This window comes from Cytobacillus kochii, assembly GCF_044790165.1.
Lineage (GTDB): Bacteria > Bacillota > Bacilli > Bacillales > Cytobacillaceae > Cytobacillus > Cytobacillus kochii.
The window spans coordinates 3,093,904-3,114,941 of the sequence record NZ_CP085254.1; the positions used below are offsets into that span (position 1 = coordinate 3,093,904).

At 36.8% G+C, this 21,038-nt stretch carries 24 protein-coding genes and 1 riboswitch; of the genes, 5 read left to right on the forward strand and 19 right to left on the reverse strand.

Features of this window, described 5'->3' with window-relative positions:
• Positions 1-209 precede the first annotated feature (209 nt).
• The 3 genes from gcvPB to gcvT are packed head-to-tail and all read right to left on the reverse strand — an operon-like array spanning position 210 to position 4,137.
• Positions 210-1,670 carry an aminomethyl-transferring glycine dehydrogenase subunit GcvPB gene (gene gcvPB, locus LG276_RS15820; RefSeq protein WP_095372595.1) on the reverse strand — a complete coding sequence of 487 codons (1,461 nt, stop codon included), beginning with the start codon at positions 1,668-1,670 and terminating at the stop codon, positions 210-212.
• A complete protein-coding gene (gene gcvPA, locus LG276_RS15825; protein ID WP_341106723.1) occupies positions 1,663-3,009 on the reverse strand; it encodes an aminomethyl-transferring glycine dehydrogenase subunit GcvPA in 1,347 nt (448 codons plus the stop codon). Before gcvPA ends, gcvPB begins: the two co-directional genes overlap by 8 nt.
• A gap of 21 nt (positions 3,010-3,030) precedes the next feature.
• On the reverse strand, positions 3,031-4,137 hold the full coding sequence (gene gcvT / locus LG276_RS15830; protein ID WP_340975472.1) for a glycine cleavage system aminomethyltransferase GcvT: 1,107 nt from the start codon (positions 4,135-4,137) through the stop codon (positions 3,031-3,033).
• Positions 4,138-4,423: 286 nt separating this feature from the next.
• A riboswitch (glycine riboswitch) is annotated at positions 4,424-4,519 on the reverse strand.
• A gap of 263 nt (positions 4,520-4,782) precedes the next feature.
• Here gcvT and LG276_RS15835 point away from each other — a divergent pair.
• Both LG276_RS15835 and LG276_RS15840 read left to right on the forward strand, forming a co-directional pair.
• Entirely contained in the window at positions 4,783-6,462 is a 1,680-nt protein-coding gene (locus tag LG276_RS15835) for an SNF2-related protein (RefSeq protein WP_340975474.1), read from the forward strand.
• Positions 6,449-7,246, forward strand: a complete 798-nt coding sequence (locus LG276_RS15840; protein ID WP_224935993.1) for a YqhG family protein — start codon at positions 6,449-6,451, stop codon at positions 7,244-7,246. Before LG276_RS15835 ends, LG276_RS15840 begins: the two co-directional genes overlap by 14 nt.
• Before the next feature lie 194 nt (positions 7,247-7,440).
• Here the strand turns inward: LG276_RS15840 and LG276_RS15845 are convergent, their stop codons facing one another.
• The 8 genes from LG276_RS15845 to comGA are packed head-to-tail and all read right to left on the reverse strand — an operon-like array spanning position 7,441 to position 11,628.
• Positions 7,441-7,632, reverse strand: a complete 192-nt coding sequence (locus tag LG276_RS15845; RefSeq protein WP_095372590.1) for a YqzE family protein — start codon at positions 7,630-7,632, stop codon at positions 7,441-7,443.
• A gap of 58 nt (positions 7,633-7,690) precedes the next feature.
• Positions 7,691-8,086: a competence type IV pilus minor pilin ComGG gene (comGG, locus tag LG276_RS15850; RefSeq protein WP_404292297.1), complete on the reverse strand. Its 396-nt coding sequence runs from the start codon at positions 8,084-8,086 to the stop codon at positions 7,691-7,693.
• On the reverse strand, positions 8,067-8,525 hold the full coding sequence (comGF, locus tag LG276_RS15855; RefSeq protein WP_404292299.1) for a competence type IV pilus minor pilin ComGF: 459 nt from the start codon (positions 8,523-8,525) through the stop codon (positions 8,067-8,069). Before comGF ends, comGG begins: the two co-directional genes overlap by 20 nt.
• Positions 8,512-8,811, reverse strand: coding sequence for a hypothetical protein (locus LG276_RS15860; protein WP_224935990.1), 300 nt, complete (start codon positions 8,809-8,811; stop codon positions 8,512-8,514). Before LG276_RS15860 ends, comGF begins: the two co-directional genes overlap by 14 nt.
• Positions 8,795-9,286 carry a competence type IV pilus minor pilin ComGD gene (comGD, locus tag LG276_RS15865; protein ID WP_404292301.1) on the reverse strand — a complete coding sequence of 164 codons (492 nt, stop codon included), beginning with the start codon at positions 9,284-9,286 and terminating at the stop codon, positions 8,795-8,797. The genes LG276_RS15860 and comGD overlap by 17 nt, the downstream gene beginning before the upstream one ends.
• Complete coding sequence (gene comGC / locus LG276_RS15870; protein WP_224935988.1) at positions 9,223-9,540, reverse strand: competence type IV pilus major pilin ComGC; 318 nt, start codon at positions 9,538-9,540, stop codon at positions 9,223-9,225. Before comGC ends, comGD begins: the two co-directional genes overlap by 64 nt.
• The gene (comGB, locus tag LG276_RS15875; protein ID WP_404292303.1) at positions 9,540-10,571 is read right to left on the reverse strand and encodes a competence type IV pilus assembly protein ComGB; all 1,032 of its coding nucleotides are present in this window, start codon (positions 10,569-10,571) and stop codon (positions 9,540-9,542) included. Before comGB ends, comGC begins: the two co-directional genes overlap by 1 nt.
• Entirely contained in the window at positions 10,558-11,628 is a 1,071-nt protein-coding gene (gene comGA / locus LG276_RS15880) for a competence type IV pilus ATPase ComGA (RefSeq protein ID WP_404292305.1), read from the reverse strand. The genes comGB and comGA overlap by 14 nt, the downstream gene beginning before the upstream one ends.
• A gap of 263 nt (positions 11,629-11,891) precedes the next feature.
• On the opposite strand from comGA, the gene LG276_RS15885 reads away from it, so the two are divergent.
• Both LG276_RS15885 and LG276_RS15890 read left to right on the forward strand, forming a co-directional pair.
• Positions 11,892-12,581 (forward strand): metalloregulator ArsR/SmtB family transcription factor, encoded by a 690-nt coding sequence (locus tag LG276_RS15885; protein ID WP_095372582.1) that lies wholly within the window; start codon positions 11,892-11,894, stop codon positions 12,579-12,581.
• 84 nt (positions 12,582-12,665) lie between these two features.
• Positions 12,666-12,911, forward strand: a complete 246-nt coding sequence (locus LG276_RS15890; protein ID WP_095372581.1) for a DUF2626 domain-containing protein — start codon at positions 12,666-12,668, stop codon at positions 12,909-12,911.
• Positions 12,912-12,972: 61 nt separating this feature from the next.
• On the opposite strand, the gene LG276_RS15895 is transcribed toward LG276_RS15890, so the two are convergent.
• Positions 12,973-14,034: an SAM-dependent methyltransferase gene (locus LG276_RS15895; protein ID WP_224935985.1), complete on the reverse strand. Its 1,062-nt coding sequence runs from the start codon at positions 14,032-14,034 to the stop codon at positions 12,973-12,975.
• Positions 14,034-14,672, reverse strand: coding sequence for an MBL fold metallo-hydrolase (locus LG276_RS15900; protein ID WP_341106705.1), 639 nt, complete (start codon positions 14,670-14,672; stop codon positions 14,034-14,036). The genes LG276_RS15895 and LG276_RS15900 overlap by 1 nt, the downstream gene beginning before the upstream one ends.
• Before the next feature lie 257 nt (positions 14,673-14,929).
• Between LG276_RS15900 and LG276_RS15905 the strand changes: the two genes are divergently transcribed.
• Positions 14,930-15,103 (forward strand): DUF2759 domain-containing protein, encoded by a 174-nt coding sequence (locus LG276_RS15905; RefSeq protein WP_095372578.1) that lies wholly within the window; start codon positions 14,930-14,932, stop codon positions 15,101-15,103.
• A gap of 51 nt (positions 15,104-15,154) precedes the next feature.
• On the opposite strand, the gene LG276_RS15910 is transcribed toward LG276_RS15905, so the two are convergent.
• The 6 genes from LG276_RS15910 to LG276_RS15935 all read right to left on the reverse strand — a co-directional run bounded on the left by LG276_RS15910 (position 15,155) and on the right by LG276_RS15935 (position 20,880).
• Positions 15,155-15,475, reverse strand: coding sequence for an MTH1187 family thiamine-binding protein (locus tag LG276_RS15910; protein WP_251161982.1), 321 nt, complete (start codon positions 15,473-15,475; stop codon positions 15,155-15,157).
• Positions 15,476-15,541: 66 nt separating this feature from the next.
• Entirely contained in the window at positions 15,542-16,663 is a 1,122-nt protein-coding gene (locus LG276_RS15915; protein ID WP_341106702.1) for a hypothetical protein, read from the reverse strand.
• 198 nt (positions 16,664-16,861) lie between these two features.
• On the reverse strand, positions 16,862-18,046 hold the full coding sequence (locus LG276_RS15920; RefSeq protein WP_251161984.1) for a M14 family metallopeptidase: 1,185 nt from the start codon (positions 18,044-18,046) through the stop codon (positions 16,862-16,864).
• A 77-nt stretch (positions 18,047-18,123) separates the two neighbouring features.
• Positions 18,124-19,065 carry an ROK family glucokinase gene (locus LG276_RS15925; RefSeq protein WP_251161985.1) on the reverse strand — a complete coding sequence of 314 codons (942 nt, stop codon included), beginning with the start codon at positions 19,063-19,065 and terminating at the stop codon, positions 18,124-18,126.
• A 30-nt stretch (positions 19,066-19,095) separates the two neighbouring features.
• Positions 19,096-19,302 carry a YqgQ family protein gene (locus tag LG276_RS15930; RefSeq protein ID WP_224935980.1) on the reverse strand — a complete coding sequence of 69 codons (207 nt, stop codon included), beginning with the start codon at positions 19,300-19,302 and terminating at the stop codon, positions 19,096-19,098.
• 117 nt (positions 19,303-19,419) lie between these two features.
• Positions 19,420-20,880 (reverse strand): spore germination protein, encoded by a 1,461-nt coding sequence (locus tag LG276_RS15935; RefSeq protein WP_224935979.1) that lies wholly within the window; start codon positions 20,878-20,880, stop codon positions 19,420-19,422.
• Positions 20,881-21,038 lie beyond the last annotated feature (158 nt).

The following is a 21,038-nucleotide window of genomic DNA, read 5'->3' on the forward strand; positions in this document are numbered from 1 at the left end:
ACTAACCACGTTAGACCATTTATATCATACGTAAAGAGTCCCAATATACTTATCTTTTTTATTTAGAAGAATAAGATCCGTTCTTAATCTACAATTATAAACTCCTGTTAGGGGTGATTTTCGCAAAAAAAACGCGAACAAATACACATAAATGAATTTGTTCACGTTTTATTTAGACCTCGTACATATTTGTAAGAGGGCGTTTTATATTAGTCCTTTTGATAACGTAATACTGGCTTTCTTGCTGCTAGCGTCTCATCTAAACGGCCAATTACTGTCGTGTGTGGCGCTTCTTGGACGACCTCAGGGTTTTCCTCAGCTTCCTTGGCAATCTGAAGCATCGCATCAATAAAGCTGTCGAGTGTTTCTTTAGATTCAGTCTCTGTTGGTTCGATCATCATACACTCTTCAACATTTAACGGGAAGTAAATAGTCGGTGGATGATAACCGAAATCAAGCAAACGCTTCGCGATATCAAGCGTGCGTACACCTAATTTTTTCTGGCGTTTTCCACTTAATACAAACTCATGTTTACAATGTTTATCATATGGTAAATCGAATGCTGGTGCTAGCTTACGCATCATATAATTAGCATTAAGTACTGCATTTTCAGTAACAGCTTTCAAACCATCTGGACCCATAGAACGAATATACGTATAGGCACGGACATTGATACCGAAGTTACCGTAATAAGGCTTGACTCTTCCAATTGACTGTGGACGGTCATAATTAAATGTATAACCTTCTTCTGTTTTCACTAAGATTGGTTTAGGCAAATAAGGAATTAAGTCTTCTTTTACCCCAACAGGACCTGATCCAGGTCCTCCTCCACCATGGGGACCAGTAAATGTTTTATGCAAATTTAAATGAACAACGTCAAATCCCATATCTCCCGGTCTTGCTTTAGATAAAACGGCATTTAAGTTGGCTCCATCATAATAAAGTTTCCCGCCTGCTCCATGGACTATTTCTGCCATTTCTAGAATATTTTCTTCAAACAAACCTAACGTATTAGGGTTTGTTAGCATAAGAGCAGCTGTATCATCTCCTACCACTCTCCTCAAATCTTCTAAATCTACTAAGCCTTGATCATTAGACTTAACTGTTAAGGTTTCGAAGCCCGCCACAGTTGCCGAGGCAGGGTTTGTACCATGAGCTGAATCTGGAACAATAACTTTTGTACGGTTAAAATCACCGTTTGCTTCATGATAGGCACGAATCATCATCAACCCAGTCCATTCGCCATGGGCACCTGCTGCCGGTTGTAGAGTGACTTCGTCCATTCCTGTGATCTCAATTAAATGCTCTTGTAAATCATATAACAACTCCATTGCACCTTGAACAGAGCTTTCGTCCTGTAATGGGTGTAAATGAGCAAAGCCGTTATAGCGTGCTACATTCTCATTTACTTTAGGATTATATTTCATCGTACAAGACCCAAGCGGGTAAAAACCAGAATCTACTCCGTGATTACGCTTAGATAAAGCTGTATAATGACGCATAATATCAAGTTCAGATACTTCAGGTAGATCCGCGTCCTCTTGACGGATATATTCAGCTGGGAGCAAATCAGATAATTCTACTTCTGGAATATCCATCTCGGGAAGGCTATAGCCGATTCTCCCTGGTTTACTTAGCTCAAAAATGAGCGCCTGGTTTTCGTTATGCACGGTAATCCCCCATTTCTGCCACAAATGTATCAATTTCGTCTTTTGTTCTTAGCTCTGTTACAGCAATAAGCATATGATGAGCTAATTCACTATAATCTCTGCCTAAATCATAACCACCAATAATATTCTTTTTCAGTAATGCTTGATTTACCTCACGAACTGGACGATTACACTTAATAATAAACTCGTTGAATGAACCGCCATCAAAAGTAATTTCAAAGCCTGCACTTCTAAATTGTTCTTTCGCATAATGCGCCTTTTGAATATTATCTATCGCCATTTGTTTGACACCGTTTCTACCCAAGGCTGTCATTGCAACAGATGCGGCTAGTGCATTTAAAGCTTGGTTTGAACATATGTTAGATGTAGCTTTATCCCTACGAATATGTTGCTCTCTTGCTTGAAGTGTGAGCACGAATCCACGTTGTCCGTTCTCATCAACCGTTTGCCCCACTAAACGTCCAGGTACTTTCCTCATGAGTTTCTTTGTCACGGCAAAGTAACCACAGTGAGGACCACCAAAAGCTGTTGGAATACCAAAAACTTGCGCATCGCCAGCAACGATATCTGCACCAAATTTTCCTGGAGGTGTTAGCGCTCCTAAGGATAGTGGGTTACTTGATACAACAAATAAGGATTTATGAGCATGGATAATTTCTTCTAATTCTGCAAGTGGCTCCACTCTTCCAAAAAAGTTAGGATATTGCACGACTACTGCGGCAATGTCATCACCAATCATTTCTTTTAGTGCGCTCATATCTGTTAATCCATCTTTGTGTGGGATTTCAACTACATCGATGTATTGGCCTTTTGCATAAGTCTCAATTACAGCTTTGGATTCAGGATGTACTGTGCTTGAAATCAATACTTTTTTACGCTTCGTATGTCCAGTTGCTAACATAGCAGCTTCCGCAAGTGCCGTTCCACCATCATACATAGATGAGTTTGCTACATCCATTCCTGTTAGTTCAGATATCATTGTCTGAAATTCAAAAATCGCTTGCAACTCACCTTGGGAAATTTCCGGTTGGTATGGTGTATAAGCAGTATAGAACTCTGAACGAGATAACACGTGATCAACAATAACTGGCATATAGTGATCGTAAACACCTGCACCTAAAAATGAAGTATTTGTTTTTAAATCTGCATTTTTTTGTGATAGAAGCATCAATTCTTTCATTAAAGCAGATTCCGTTTTAGCTGGTTTAATATTATATTCCCTTTTAAAACGAACGCTTTCAGGAATATCACTAAATAAATCATCAATTGTTTTGACTCCGATTGCTTCAAGCATTTCTTTTTGATCAGAATCAGTCATCGGTAAATAACGGTGTTTCATCGCTTCTCTCCCCCTGATTAGTTAGTTCTTTTTCTCTTTTTTATAAAACGGTGTGGCAATTACTTTGGCACGGACACGCTTATTACGAACTTCAACTTCCACTTCAGAATCTAGCGCTGTGTATGGACTGTCCAGAAGTGCTAAGCCGATATTTTTCTTTAAAGTAGGAGATTGTGTACCCGTAGTAACTTCACCAATCCGTTGGTCGTCAGCATAAACTGCATAACCATGACGAGGAATCCCACGTTCAATCATTTCAATCCCAACAATTTTTCTACTTAACCCATTTTCTTTTTGTGATTTTAATGCCGCTTTTCCAATAAAATCTTCTTCTTTGTTCACTTTTACGGCAAAGCCAATACCTGCTTCAAGCGGAGAAATTTCAGAAGACAACTCTTGACCATATAAGGCTAAATTGGCTTCGAAGCGAAGGGTATCTCGGGCACCTAGACCACAAGGAAGAACTCCATCTTCTTTTCCTGCTTCTAAAATCGACTGCCATAAAAAGACTGCATCCTCATTTTGACAATAAATTTCAAAACCATCTTCACCGGTATAGCCAGTTCTCGATACTAATGCATTTTTGCCATTTATATTTACTGTTTGGTTAAATTTAAAAAATCCAATTTCACTTAAATCAACATCTGTAATCTTCTGTAAAACAACCTCAGCCATAGGACCTTGCAAGGCCAATTGTGACATATCCTCTGAAAGGTTTTTAAGTTCAACCTTTCCTTCTAAATGATTTTGTAACCATTGATAATCTTTTTCGATATTAGCTGCGTTTACGACTAAAAGGTATTCATCTTCAGTCATTTTATAAATAAGCAAATCATCCACAGTTCCACCATTTTCATAACACATTGCTGTATATTGTGCGCCAAACGTTTTTAGTTTCGCGACGTCATTTGTCATCATTTTCTGAAGATAACGTAAACTATCTTGACCTTTAACCTCAATTTCTCCCATATGGGATACATCAAACAGACCCGCTTTAGTACGTACCGCTTCATGTTCTTCTTTAATACTAGAAAATTGAACAGGTAGAGCCCATCCACCAAAATCAATCGTTTTTCCACCATACTCTTGATAAATGTCATGTAGTGGTGTTTTCTTCAACTGTGACATTCACTCATCCTCCTTTATATTTCTGTTTTTTTCTAAGATGAATATTTGCATACTAGCCATAGAAGTACTTGGCTTCTCGCCAAATGCTACGACGAAAGCTAAACGCTTTCCACTTTAACCCATTAAAGAAGCTAAGTTTTCTAAAGCACACAAAAAAGGACAGAGAATCTCCTCAAAACCGATCATTTGAGCAGATTCTCTGTCCTTTCACCTGAGAGTTTACGGCGATATTGCAGCCTTTCCCCTTTGGTGGCTCGCTTATTACCTTGAGCTCTCTCCAGAGTTGCGTCAAGCAAGTGTTCTTTTGCCTGAGAGATTCACAATACGATGATTGTTTGCTCCTTCGGCGCTGCAGCACTGCAGTCTCTCCCCTTGCTATCATTCGCGTTTATAATTTTTTCCATTTTTGCACATACTATAATTAACTGCTTTAGAGAGTCGAAGCTTACAAAGACGTATTGTACGTATTTGCAGATTTAGCGTTGAAAATTCACAACTTTCAAAGCTACTTACATCCTACCATCCTATCATTATTTGAGCAATATTTTTATTTAAAAATCTCATGTTTTTTCAACAAGACTTAAGCTTAATACGAACATTATCTTAGAAATTTAAAATAACGTTCGTACAAAAAGGAGAGAGCAAATGACTTTACAAATAAATTTTGATGCAACTTGGCAAGATGAATTTCAAAATCGTATTGATAATGATGGACCATGGGGAAACTGGGATTTATTCAAGCTTACCATTGAGGTTGAGAATCAAACGGTCATCCCTGCGTTTGATGGACTGCAAGTAGACAAACATTTATCAAACCTCACCCCACTACCACATCAACTAGAGGTTGCCGAACAAGTAGTGGAAAACATGCATGGTAAAGCAATTCTAGCTGATGAAGTCGGATTAGGGAAGACGATAGAAGCAGGGTTAATATTAAAAGAATACATGATCAGAGGGCTTGTAAAGAAAGCACTCATCCTTGTACCCGCTTCCTTAGTGTCTCAGTGGGCAATTGAATTAAACAGTAAGTTCTTCATCCCAGCTGTCGCTCAAAAAAAGAGCTATGTGTGGGAGCAATGTGATGTCGTCGTATCATCAATCGACACAGCAAAAAGAGAACCACATAGGAGTTTAGTCTTTGAACAAAACTATGATTTGATTATTATTGATGAAGCGCATAAATTAAAGAATAATAAAACGAAAAACTATGAATTTGTACAGTCTTTAAAAAAGAAATTTTGCTTACTCCTTACAGCAACACCTATACAAAATCGAATTAGTGAGATCTTTAATCTTGTTTCTTTGTTAAAACCAGGTCACTTAGGAACAGAAACATCTTTTTATGAAAAATACAAAAAAAATGCACGCTCTCTCGATGATGATGAAGGTTTAAAGGAACTAGTCAATAAAGTAATGATTCGTAATCGTAGACAAGATACGGGTATTGAATGGACAAAAAGACATGTTGAAACCGTTCCCATCCATTTCTCAAAAGAAGAAAGAGCCTTATATGATGCGATTTCTTCCATGCACAGAGAAGGTAATTGGATGACTGATAGCCAATTTTCACTTATGACTTTACAACGTGAAGCATGTAGCAGTCGCGAAGCGGTATTTTACACTTTAAGAAATATGTTAAAGAAACAGGAACAACCCTCAGTTGCCTTTCAGCAAAAAATGGAAGAGTTAATTGGGTTAGTAGAAAATATCCAACAAAATGCAAAAGCACAAAAAGCATTAGAGATCATTCAACAAATCAATGATAAAGTCATTATTTTTACAGAATATCGTGCCACACAGCTATTTCTACAATGGTTTTTAAAACAGCATAACATTACGTCTGTTCCTTTTCGCGGTGGTTTCAAACGTGGGAAGAAAGATTGGATGCGCGAGTTATTCCAAAACCATGCCCAGGTGTTAATTGCCACAGAAGCAGGCGGTGAGGGGATCAACCTACAATTCTGTAGTTATATCATTAACTTCGATCTTCCTTGGAATCCGATGAGACTTGAACAACGTATAGGTAGAATTCACCGTCTTGGACAAAAAAACGATGTCCATATTTATAACTTCGCCACAAAAGATACGGTAGAAGAACATGTACTCAAACTATTGTATGAAAAAATCCATCTCTTCGAAAAAGTGATTGGCGAATTGGATGATATTTTAACTAAACTACAATTTGGCAGTATTAATGATCACCTAATTGATATTTTCGGGCAATCGGCTTCAGAAGGAGAAATGCGCATAAAAATGGATAATTTAACATCTATGATTGAATTTGCTGAGTCCGTAAAGGAGGAAAATCAACATGCAGCAACATGAAATCCACCATTTTCTATTAAGATACTTTCATGCCAATCATTGTGAAATCCTTGAAAATAAACCAGGCTATTTAGTCATTCAGTTGACAGTAGAATTAGACAAGGAATTAATGAACCGTCCCTTTTATTGGCATTATTTAGAGAAAACAGGCGGTGTTGCAAACCCTATGGAACTTACACTTATAACCAACCCGTCCTTAGCACCAGATGATATAAAGGGAGAGATTATTCACTTTGGATCACCTCGCTTGCATCAAATTTTTCAATCGACGAAAAACTTGGCTGGTTATATCCGTCTGTATGAAAATTACGAGGCCCCACCAGGAACGCAAACTGCCTTACGTCCTTGGCTAGGGCTAAATCTACGGATATCCTATCAATGTGATCGTAAAAAAGATTTGTTCAAGTCAATCGGCTTGCACTTAATTAACGGGCAGATGGTTGAACAATTCCATGATAAGCTCCTTCATTTATCACTTACTCCTAAAATACCAGACTTTAGCTTTACATTGTCACCATTTATCAAGCCTCAAAGTGGTGTGATGCGTGTGGCGAATTTTTTACAGTCGGAAATTGAAAAGGAAGATCACACATGGGCAGATGAAGCACGACTAAGATGGCAAAAGGACCTGCAATTATTAGAAAGATTCTATGAAGATGCGGATGAAAAAGGAGAAAGCTTCGAAAACGAAATGACTGCATTACAAGAGCAATATGAACCCCAAGTTCATATTTCTATTGTTAATGGTGGATTATTTTATTTAACAGATGAAGCGATTAGTTAAGCATTAACTAACGTGGACGACTCATGAGATTGCTTAAGGGAACATTTTCTAAGTACCTATGCTTAACCATACTGCTAGCGTATTCCTCATTTTTCTTTTTACAACGGTGGCACCAATATTCTTATCGATACTAAAAAAATATGAACAAACCCAACAATGGGGTTTGTTCATATTTTTTGTTGATTGTCGTTTGATTAATGATTTCTTTTTTTCGTTCCTTTCATTCCGTAAAACAAAAGATAAGGTACAATTCCAAACCACCTAAATAAAACAGGCGCTTTTTCTTGCTTTCTTTCTATTCTTTGTTTCTTTCTCTCAGACTTTGGTTGTTCCATATATTGAACGAATGTCTGAGTAATAAACTTGACATAATCATTAGAATTCATCTGGCATCCCTGCTTTTTTAGCTACTAGTCTTTCCCATTCATAAACCATTTATTCCTATTATTTTCTCTCGATTTCTATCCATTTGACCACTTCTCTTTCAATCAATGAATAATACGCAATCGCTTCTACGTTCGCAACACCGTTTATTTGTACTTCCAGAATGATTTTGATGAGGTTTCCTTCTTGATCTTCTAAATCATAATAAACCGTTCCATGATTGAATGAATACTCCCCTTCTATTGGTAGCTCACCATTCAAATGAAATTGTTCATCTAAATAAATAATAGATTGTTTAAAATAGTACTCCTGTTGTAAAAGGATACTACTTAATTTCAAGATTCTTTTTTCTCTTATTAAAAAATCTGCTTGAATGGTAATCACAAAAGAAAACAAAACAATGAGGATTAATACAAAAGGATAAAAGAGTCCCTTTTCATTCATCTTCTTCGTCACCGTTTGTACGCCTTATTTTCATTTGATAAAAAGAAGACCGATACTCTTTTTGGAAAATATTTTTATAAATAAGCACCATGTTATCTTCCTTCACCTCAAATTGAACGGATTGAAGCTTTTGTAACACAACTTCATGCCCTGCCCCATTCACACGCCTTCTTAACTTATCACCATATTTTTCATAGCTAATAGATTGATTGTCTATTAATAAAATGAGCACTCCTCGATTATCTAATGAAATCTTCTCAGCAACGCGTACTTCTTTTTTTAATTGCTGAATAAATACGAGCCATTCAATCTTTTGCTTTCTTTCATCAATATTTTCGTTAACGGAAATAACCTTAAACACAAGTGGCATAAAGCTCACAATGATTAAAAAGCAAGCTAAGGTTATAAGTGCTTCTATTAACGTAAAGCCGTTTCTTTTAATACTTTTCACAGATCATCACTTCTCGTTGATAGAGATAAGAGATACAAATATTATTATCCTCACTGTTAAAAAGGTGAAATGATATTTCGTCTTTTCTCACCGTCCTAGGTAGCACCCTATCATTGTCCATCATTTCCTCATATAGAATTTGAGTGGCTTCATATCTCAAATTTTCTATATGTGTGTACGTATAGAGACGAATCATGACAGGAATAAAAAGAGTGGCGATTAAAAGCATCGCCGATAACGTGAAGAGTAAATCAATGAGCATAAAACCACTAGTATGCTTCCACATAAAATCTCCCTCTGCCTATTTGAAAAACAAATTTGTACTGCTTAAGCGAGCTTTTGATTTGCAAGTAACCGAAACGGTTAATTTTCCCAGTATTTAAAAATTTGAAATGTAATGGCATTGTACCGCTAGTAATGAAATAATCCTCACTATATTTCTGACGAAGGAAAAGATTTCGACCATTAGAAAAGATATATTCATGCTCATCAGGTAAAAGATAAACACTAACCGTTGTTTGATTTACAATCGCATACTGCTGAGCATATAGAAGGTCACCTTCAAATTTGGCAAAGAAAGCTTGATTATCATACTCTTCAAATTGGTGCTGCATGCTTATAGCAGTAATAAAAAGAATAACACTAAAAACAGACCAAACTATTAATGATTCAATTAAAGTAAACCCTGACTGTAAATTTATTCGTCTCTCACCGCCGTCACAATGCCATCTATTAAAACAAGTGTTTCTCCGGTCGGACATGTTGTTTCACCTTCATTTAAATACTCCTCCGTCACAAGCACATCCAATGACTCAGGAAGCTTATTATTAGCTAATTCATACGATTGGACTTGACTCTGAACCATTTTTGTATAAGCACTACAGCCTTTTTCGTTTATTGCCGATTGGTTTTTTGTGATGTTTGGAATTGTAATAATTAAGAGTACAGATATGACTAACAAGACAATCATCATTTCAATCATGGTAAACCCTTTTTCATTATTTATGTTTTTCATCATACGCCCTCCATTAGTTGAAACATTGGTAACATTACTGCCAAATACAATGAAATGATTAAACAACCAACAATAAGATAAATAGTGGGTTGTATTACTTTCATTAATTGATCTATTTTTTCTTCTAACAGCTGCAGACAATAGCGGCTAAAGAATTGTAGTTCTTCTTCTAGCTTTCCATTTTGCTGCCCATGACGAATAACTGTCCTTAAATCTAATTCTAAAAAGGGAAAAACCTGAATCAATTCATCTAATTGTTCACCATTTTCTAGCTTACGACGCAAATATTGACCAACTTCCTTCATTAATGGTTGTTTTTCATCTTTAGCAAATAAGTTCAAGGAAGTTGTGATAGACATCCCACATGCAAGTAAATAATGCAATTGGATAGCAAAGTAATGTGTATAAAAAAGGGCGACTAGTTTGCCAACAATCGGTATGCGAACAACAAGAGATACTTGTCTGATCATTGAAAACCGTCGAAAAATAAAGTAGTAATACAAAGAACTAAATAGTAACAGGATGAACATTACAATTAAAAATAGAGGAGCAACAGAACCAATCCATTGAAGGAGTACCATAAAGGTATTTTCGTTGACATTCATCGACTGAAAAAGTGAGGTAAAGCGAGGAAGAATGATTTTTTCAACGAGAAAAAACAGTAGTATGGTGATAAGGAATAAGAAACATGGATACATTAATGCCTTTTTTAACTTTCGCATATCCTCTCCCCTCTTTTGCATCATTTCACTGCCATCAATAAAAGCTTGTTGTAATCCACCATGTTGCTCAGCAAAAAAGACATAACCAACTAGATGTGAATTAAAGTTCATCGATCCTAGGGCCGAGTGCAGATGGAAACCTTCTTTTAACTGATAAATAACCTCTTGTAATTGGAGCTTTTTCTCTAAGGTCAATTGCAAACTCGCCGACGCCATCGCTTCTGAGAGCGAATAACCCCTGGATAATAATTCTCCTACTTTCTTAAGGAAGTCGCATTGCTCCTTTAATGTCCATTTAACTTTTTTCATCTAAAATCCACCGATTAAACTCACTTTCTTTTACATACCCTAAGGCTACCCCTTTTTTCAAAGCTGACCTGAGCGAAAAATATGGTTCGTAATTATTCTGACTACTTTTCGCCGCTTTCAAAGCTTGATTCAATTCCCTTCCACTCAATAATTCAAACACACCAGCTCTTTTTAACCTGCCACAGCTATAACAGAAATCGGTACATTCTCCTTCACAAAATGGGCAGGTTAATTCTACAAGCCTCTGTGCTGTTATGGCTACTAACGTTTGTTCTATTTGTTTCCACGCTACCCCAAACTCCACTAAACGATGTATGGCTCCAACAGCATTTCTCGTATGCATCGTCGTTAATACTAAATGCCCAGTTAATGCTGCTCTCACAGCTATTTTAGCTGTTTGGGCGTCGCGTATTTCCCCAACCATAATTATGTCCGGGTCGTGCCTAAGGATAGCTTTCAAACCAGTAGCATATGTTACACCTGCCTTTTCATTTACTTCGACTTGCAGTAAGGAGTCAGTCTTTTTCTCAATCGGATCTTCTAAAGTGATAATACTTCGATTGAATAGGTTGGAATTGTCATTTAGCAGACTATATAAGGTTGAGGTTTTTCCACTACCGGTCGGACCAGTTAGTATGATCATCCCGTGCGCATGTTTAAGCATAGCAAGGATTTTTCGGGACATCGTTGGAAATAGTGAAACATTGTGAGAAGAAATATGAGACGATTGTGGCAGGATACGGATGACAAGACTTTCATTGTATTGAGAGGGCAATGTGGAGAAACGTAAGCCTATATCATATCCTTCAATATCTGTAGAATAGGCGCCATTTTGTGGCTTTCGTTTTTCACCAATATCCATGGATGCAATAAACTTGAAATGAGAAATTAAACGGTCAGATTCATAATGAGGGATGTAATGTTTAGGGACAAGGCGCTTGCCATAGCGGAAATAAATGATTGTGTGATTCTTTCTGGGGACAAAATGAATATCTGTTACTTCTGTTTTCACAGCTTCCCTTAAAATTAAGGTAGCCATGCGTTGCATTGAGACCAAGTAATTAGTCACCACCTTTTTTAAGATATTTTATTATTCGCCAAAAAAAGATCGTTTCCTGCATGATTTTAGTCCTTTTCTTTAACTTTTTTTGAACATTTAAGAGATTCCCTCTACCCTCTCCTCTTTCAACACGCTTTACTATATAATGGTATTAACAAATATAAAACATCCACAAATGACTGACAGTGCAATCGCTTCTTTAAAATCCTATTCATATCACGAAAAAAAGAATAATGACAACCATATGAGAGGTGAGAATAATGAATGAAACATTAAAAATTACGAATACATTATCCGATCCAACGAGATACTATATTTATCAGTATGTTCTTAAAAAACATTTCCCTGTCACTGTTAAAGAAATTGCTAAAGAGTTTTCTATTCACCCGAATGTTGCTAGATTGCATTTATCAAAACTCGCAGAAATCCACATGCTTGAAGCTAAAATAGAAAAAACCGGTCAAGGTGGCCGACCGAGCAAGCGCTATCACCTAACTGATAGCGAGATTGGACTACATTTTCCTTATCGGAATTATCAAATGTTATCAGATATTCTTCTCGAAACAATGATTACACTTGGGCCAGAAGGAAAAAAAGCATTATATATAACTGGTAAAAAATATGGCGAGAAATTGATGGAGACAGCATTACACAGGCAAATGGTTACATTAGAGGACTCATTTGAAAGAAAATTAGCTCTCGTCATTGAAGCAGCAGAAGTGGCTGGTCTTCAGCCAGAATTTAATTTTGATGGAAAAAAGATCATGTTTGAAATGTTTAATTGTCCCTTTAAAGAAACCGCAAAGAAAAATCAAGGTGAAATATGTCATATGCACTTTGAATTTTTACGAGGCATGTTTGAGACGGTTTTTTTAGATATAGAATTAAGGGAATTGGGTAATATGTTAAACGGGTGTATTTCATGTTCTTATGAAGCTGTCGCAAAATAAAAAACATACTGTTTACTTTTAACCAAGTATTACCTTATAATTATTGAGTAATGGACATATGTGTGTGTTAAAGGAGGGATACATATGGATCGCATGTATAGAGTGATGGGATTCTGGACTGCTATTTTTGCAATTATGTTTTATGTAGGTGATATGTATACACCAGCACTACTATTCCTTGGCCAAACTGGTTTCTTTGTGCTACTAGGCTACTTAAAGCTTACAGAGCGTATGTACATTTATATTTTTGGCGCATACTTGACTGTTGCCTTTATCGGATTCACATATTGGACTGTCTTTATGATGGTACCAGGTATGGGGTCACACTAAAAGCACACATAACAAACACAATAAAAAGAGGATGCAACGTCATCCTCTTTTTATTGTGTTTTTAAAGGTTCTTTATCTGAAGAACAAGCTGAAACGATTGGCTGATTCCACTATCCATTAATAATGTTCGAATCTCACGATTTTTCTTAGCCTCATTTGAAAATAGATCGCCACTATGATTGGATAATTCATCTAGAATACCAGATGCAATTAAAAACTCATCTTGCCGCCATTTCTGCATAAAAGTCAACCCATACTTCTCACCAAAACGGATCCACGAATCCCAGTGCACATCATGAGTAATATCCATCTCACCAGCGTGTGTAAGGATATTGGGGATAAGCTGATGTTTCCTGTATCCCCTCAGGCTGCCATCTTTTCTCGTCGGCATTAACCAATCATCGTCCGTGTAACCATAATCAGCTGTCAATACAAGTCCTTTTTCTAACACATCGCTAATCGATGCACTTATGCCATCCATAAATAATGGAATCTCCATTCTTTGGCCATTGTATAAAGAAATCGACATTTGTTCGATGTATGAAATGATTTTCTGATTTTCGATAGGAATATAGACTTCGTTTAGCACATTTTGGTTGGAAGTAATCATTATTTCATATAAACAATCATCTTTTTTTTCTACTAAATGAACAGGTAGCGCATCAAGTAGTTCATTAGAAAAAACAAGCCCTGAAAACGTAGGACATTCATCTAATGATTGAAGAAAATGAAGTTTTACACTGTGATGTTTACTTAATTTATCCTTTTGTAATCTTCTATGATGAGGGCTTTCATCAACTAATATATAAACTAGCGTCTCATCTGTCATCTCTTCCCATTGATTAATAAAGACTTGAGCAAATGAACCATCGCCTGCACCCATTTCTAACACGGCCGCAGGCAGTTGATTCACTCTCACCTGCTCTATAAACCATTTAGCGATTATTGTTGCATACATAGGTGACATTGTTGCTGATGTATAAAAGTCCCCGTCTACACCAATCTTTTTATCATCCTTCATATAATATCCAAAATCAGGATGATAGAGGGCTAACTGAATAAAATCGGCGTAAGTAAGCCGTTCCATCCTATTTTCTTCGATATAGCGGATGATCGGATTCATTATGAAAAACCGTTCAAGAAAGGGTTAGTGTCCATTTCATTGGCAATAGTAGTCACTGGCCCATGTCCTGGCAAGACGAGTGTGTCTTCAGGTAAAATGAGTAATTTATCATGTATGCTTTGCAGAAGCGTCTCATGATGGCCACCAGGTAGATCTGTTCGCCCAATACTGCCTTGAAAAAGGGCATCCCCACCAAACAGCAAGGCAATGTCTGCGAAATAAAAGGAGACACTACCAGGAGAATGACCCGGTGTCTCTAATACTTTGAAGGAAAACCCTGAGATATCTATCTCTTGCTCTTTTACAAATAACTCATCGGCAGGTTGTAAACGTATCGCTGTGCCCATTTGAAATCTTGCTGAACCATTTAAGGCTGGATCTATTAGCCAGTCCTTTTCATTTTCATGTATGTAAACAGGAATTTGGTACTTTTCTTTTACGTCATCTACTGCACCAATATGATCAAAATGTGCATGCGTTAAAAGGATCGCCTTCGGATTCAATTTTTCATCATCCATTATTTTGATTAGTTTTGTTGCTTCTCCCCCTGGATCAATAATTAAACAGTTCTTGTTTTCTTTTATAAGAAGATAGCAATTCGTTTGTAATGGTCCTAATGGTAACTGTGCGTATTTCAAATGAATTCCTCCTTGGTTATTTTCTTTTATTGTACACAACTCTATAGTCTACGAGAAGCAAACATGGTTAATGGACTTGATGTATCTTCCTTAAAATGTTATTATCTGAAAAGTTCGTAGAATATACCTCGACAAAATTTGAAAAAAAGTATAAAATATGATGTGAATGTAAAAATAAGTATTACATACGGTTCCAAACCTTTGCAAGGAATGAGCATAGACTCATTTGTTGATTGAATGAAAAGGGGGCTATAAACATGGGACTAGTAATTATTACTGGTTTAACAGCTATTTTAGCAATTTTCGGTCTAATCAGTGCACTACGAAACAAAAATCTCCTAGGGATTGTATTCGCTTTCGGGACAGCTGCCGTTTTCGGATGGTTTGCTGTGATGACATTAATTCATAGCGGATTCCCAGCTGTCCATTAAAAGGGGATGTAAATAAAAAGTCTGCCTCATTAAGGGCAGACTTTTTATTTATCATTCATCCTCTTGTAACAATGATTCTACTCGTTTAACTTTATCCGCCATCTGACGTTTTACATCTCTACGGTCATCAATGCGAATATTTGTTGCCACTCGCGCAAGTCCTTTTTCAAATGGAACTTCATGCATTGCTTGGACAACCTCGAATAACACTGGTAATTCTCCTTCAATGAGTGTATTCATCGGTGTCAATTGGTAATCAATTTTCCCAGCATCTTTATATTCCTTTAAAACCTTTTGAATATCTGCTACATAAGCTGATACACTTGGACTCTCCGTTCCTATTGGAATAATTGTTACGTCTACTATTGCCATCATTTCATCTCCTTTAAATATCAATATTAGTATGCACAAAATAAAGAGCGAAGAAAATTTATCTGCTCAAGATTTTATAAGTGAAATGACTTCTTTCTCATCTAATAAAATGACTTTATCTAAATAATGACCATATAAACAGGCATTGGCTTTATTAGAACAGGAAAGAGGTTCGTTGTCCATATCTTCTAATAATACGGTCTGTTCTCCCGTTTCCAAATCTGTAGCCATGAAATCAAAGCTACCCCGATACGTATCTGCATCTGTACTGTACTCCGGCTTAAAGTAGAAAAACTCTTTATCCAGCATGGCATATTGTGGAACCATCCAACCGGAAAAGCTTGTTAAATGAGGAACTGAAAAAGATAACACCGATTCAAAGTCATTATTCATAAATGTGTATCGTGCCTCTTCATCATGATTTTCGTTTACACCAATGGTCATCATTAAATCATTGAATGTATCAACAAAATACACATTTTCTTTCTTCACTTCCGCCGTTCCTGTCTTCTTTTGTTCTTTTAACTCCGTCACAATTGAAGGTCCAACCGTACTCCAGTCCAAATACACAAATGAATCAGGACTTAACCAATGGACAAACGGCTCCGCTATAGATATATGTTCCATATTTTTTGTTTCAGCTGATATCAAATAAGAAGTGTAAGACCAGTCCTCGGCAAAACTCGAAACCAATAACTTTGTCGGATCATATTGATTCCAAGAAACAGCTAGTTCGGTGCCATCTATTAACTCCTGCAATATGTAATCACCTTTATGATCCACTATAGCAATACGCCATTTTTGATTACTTGGTTCAGTCTGGACAAATATATATTGTTGATCTGGGCTAATATAGACATTATTAATTGGTGCCTCACCTTCAAAAAACAACTCTTGTTCTCCGGTATAAATATTATATTTAAAGATTTTGTTCAATGTTTCATCTTTGTGATTGAGGAATAATAAGTGCTTGGCATCTAACCAGCCAAAGAAGAAAATTTGATCAGATTCTGAAACAGCAAGAGGTATAATAATTGATTGTTTTGAAGTTTGCTTCTCTGTCATATTCGTTTCTTTAACAGGTGGCTTATCACCTGTTTCATTCACTTGACAGCCAGCTATAATCATTGTGGAAAAAAATAAAAGCAATATGAGCATATAATCTTGGTGTTCCGCTTTGTGCTTCATAAACTTGGCTTGCCCCCCATCGAATTCCAATCTAGCTTCATTCTAGCGCACTTTTATCTGAATAGACGCGAGAAAAAGCCGTTTCCGGCTTTTCTTCGCTCCCTACGAAATTCTTCCTAATTAATTCCCAAAAACATTGTAATCAATAGTAAATTTTATACTGATTATGGAGGAAATACAAGCAACAACTATTTTTTATTAAAGATAAAGTGAAGCTAAAAAGACACCAAGCATTTCTTCATACATGTCTTCATACTGTGATAATGGCAGTGGGTTTACTCCTTTTCCCAGTTCCATCGTAAAGCCTGGCCGTCGATACTCTTTAATAAACCAATCTCTAAACCCAGCGAAACTATCCACATACTGAACGGAACGATAACCGCTTACTCGTTCAAATTCATCTGCAATGACTTTTGAATCAGGCGGTTCAAGTCCTTCGTATCCCCAGTAAAATTCTTCACCTTGTGTGTGGAAAGCTAATAATAAGCTGAAGTTATTATTCTCAACAAGATTGGCCATCGCTATCGCTTCAGGCTCGGATAACGGTTCATATCCAGGAAAGTCTCGAGATGACGGAACATCTGGCTTTCTTTCTTTTTCATATTCCCAATTTGCGGGATATTGTTTATTCAAATCTACTCCTCTAATATTCGCCTTCCATAGGGAAAAATCATCTTTTTGTTCATTAATTGCTAATATTTCTTCTTTGTAGCCTTCTGGCGGTCCCCCTAAAACCAAGTCAACTCCATCAGGATTGACCATTGGAACAACCGATAACTCAACACGACTATAATAAGGTAAAGTCTCAATTCCCCTTAAAGGTTTCGCATTAGTCATAGATAACAAGTAGGCATTTATTAAAGACATAAGGACAGGCGTCGTAATCCATTCATTGGCATGAAATGACGCATTATAATGGACCTGCTTTTCACCCGTACCGATTCTTATCTCATATAAAGGCTTGCCTGTCACCGAATAACCAATCTCATTTATTTTTATAAATGGATAAACTTCTTTTAATTGTTTGAGGTCGTCTTGCAAAGTTTTAAAACTATAACTTTTTTTCCTATCCATTAAAGGCATAATCACTCTTGTTGGCACTAGGACTGTTTGATTTACTTGTAGATTTTGAGGCTGTAACTGCTGATTCAATAAAAGCAATGCATCGACAGGGAGATTATTCTTTGATGCTATTTGCCATAGTGAATCACCTTTTTGAAGTTGAATAGTAGATGTATGAAAGCCAGGAATTTGAATGCTTTGGCCAATCTGCAATGAGGAAGGGTCCACTTGTGGATTGCTATCAATGACTAAATTAATCGGAACCATAAACAGCTGACTGTAGTACCATAAAGAATCACCTGACCTAACTTTAATCTTCACCTTTTATCCTCCTCTCCATCAGTTCATACATATGATGAATGAGAAGAAAAGATGACTTACTCACTATTACAGAAACCTTATCCTATTATTAATTGCTTTGCACTCCAGGCGGCACCTACTACTCCTGCATCATTCCCTAAAGTAGCTAGTTTCAATAAAGTAGACCCTCGCATCTCAGGAAATAAGTTTTCGTCATAATAGGATTGTAATGGCTCTAGCAATAATTTACCGGCTTGAGAAACCCCGCCACCGATTATAATCACCTCAGGGTTTAGTATTGCTGCTACATTCGCTAAGGCAATGCCTAATGGCTTCATTGTTCTTTGAACCACTTCCTTAGCAACTATGTCATTCTTACCTGCAAAGTGAAAGATATTCTGAACTGATAAATGGTCAACTAATAATGTGTTCTTGTTAGAATCAATGATTTCTTTAGCCACACGTACTATTCCAGTAGCTGAGGCAATCGTTTCAAGACAACCCCATTTTCCACAATTACATCGCACGCCATAAGAAGATACGGCCTTGATATGGCCTATTTCACCAGCAGAACCACCATTCCCACGCGTTAACTGACCATTACTAATAATGCCACCACCGATACCAGTACCAATTGTTAAAAGTACAATGTCTTTGTAGCCAATTCCGCTACCAACCCAGCGTTCGCCTAACACTGCACAGTTGGCATCATTTTCTAATATCACTGGAAGCGCCATGTAATCTGATAGTTCTTTTTGTAAGCGGTAATGAGGTGACAAATTTATATTTGTTGCTGAAAGTAAAATTCCATTTTTGCTATCTACCGGTCCTGGGGCACCGACTCCAACAGATAAAATCTGCTCTTTTTTTATTTGCGCCCTCTTTCTATGATGTTCAATTGAAGTGGTTATTTGCTCTGCTAAACTGTTGTCTGTATAATTCTGCTTCGTCTTTTCTTGCCATTTTAAGTGAATGTCGCCATTCTCGTTAACAAAAGCAAATTTAATTGTTGTACCCCCTATATCCACACCAACAAACAAAACAACACCCCCTAGAGAAGTAATGAGCAACTATTCTCTTGTTTTCTTTCTCTCTTTTTCTCTCTCAGCCCTTAAGACTAATAAAGCATCTCGATAGGTATCTACTTCAATTATTTTTGCTTTATATAATTCACTCACTTCAAGCTCCATCATTTCAATATCCAATAAACGTTCACCCATATAAATAATGGCACCATATGCTTTTAACAACTGTTGTACATCATAAAAACTTTTCACATTCATTCCCTCGATTCTTTCTTTCATAAAGCAAAGTATAAACGAAAAAAAACTCTTCCTCAATCATTAAAACATGAGAGAAAGAGTAATTCTAACGATCAAAAGAAAAGTGATCATTTATCTATCTGGATCTTTCGGATGCAACATTCTCGGACGTCTATTTTTCAAAGGCATTGGTGAACGTAAAAGGACATCTCTAAAGGCTCTTAGGTTAAAGGGAATAAACGGCCATAAATAAGGGACGCCGAAAGACTTCATTTTAGATAACCAAATGACAAATAGTGTAATACCGATGATAAAACCATACATATGAAATACACTTGTCAGTAATAATAATACAATACGGACAATTCGATTAGCTAATCCTAATTCGTAACTTGGTGTTGCAAACGTACCAATTGCTACAATGGCAAAATAAAGAACGACCTCACTTGTAAATAAGCCAACTGAAACAGCCAAATCACCAATCATGAGTGCCGCTACTAAGCCGAGAGCAGTAGCAAGACTCGAGGGGGTATGAATGGAGGCCATCCTCAGCATATCAATACCTACCTCAATAATTAAGATTTGCAAAATCAAAGGGATTTTCCCTGCCTCCTCTGGTCCTATAAATGATAGGGAATCTGGTAATAAACTTGGATTTGCAGCAAATAAGAACCAAATAGGTAAAAGGAACAACGAAGCCCATACAGAAATAAAGCGAACGAATTTTAAATAAGCACCAATAATCGGTTTGTTTCGATATTCCTCTGCATGCTGCAAATGATGCCAGAACGTAGTCGGGGTTATAATCACACTCGGTGAACCATCCACAATGATACATACATGACCCTCAAATAAATGCGAAGCTGCTGTGTCCGGTCTCTCTGTATACCTAACCATCGGATAAGGATTCCAATGCTGACCAGAAATATATTCTTCAATTGTCTTCTCGGCCATCGGTAAGCCATCTGTATCAATTTTAGATACACTATCTTTTATTTTATTGACCAACTCAGGGTCTGCAATATCTTCAATATATGTAATGACAATATCAGTTTTTGAGCGTCTACCGATTTGTAAATACTCCATTCTTAACGTCCGATCTCTTACGCGCCTCCTCGTTAGTGCTGTATTAAAAACTAATGTTTCAACATAGCCATCCCTTGCGCCTCTTACAACCCTTTCAATATCAGGCTCTTCTGGGCCGCGGGCCGGGTAAGTCCTTGTATCAATTAATATCGCTTCATCTGCTCCATCAATGACCAATGCCGTTTGACCAGCTAATACAGCATCAACAATTGCATCCAGATCACTTTCTGTAGCAATTTCGATATAAGGGATATATCTCTTCATTAGCTTCGGAACAGTATCCTCTTCTAATTGTTCTCTTCCAAGCTGAGCAAGAAATTCCATTAACCGATTCATAATATCATCTTTAGCAAAGCCATCAACCAAATAGATCGCCATGTCAATCCCAGTATATTCCACATCTATTTGTAACACATCAAAGTTTTTTCCGACTGCTAATGCTTCTTTTAAATATGATGTATTGTTAATCAATTCCTTAGATACTTTATGATGTTTGTTTGTTTCCATGAGTTCACCTCTCAAATATATTCCTAACAAACATCATAGACATACTAAAAAGGAATCATACCCTCCTAAGAGGTTGATTCCTTTTACTTTATGTTAAACAACAAGTTTTTTAAGTTTCTAAGAAAAGATGTAGAATTTCCTAGGAAATATTCCCTTCC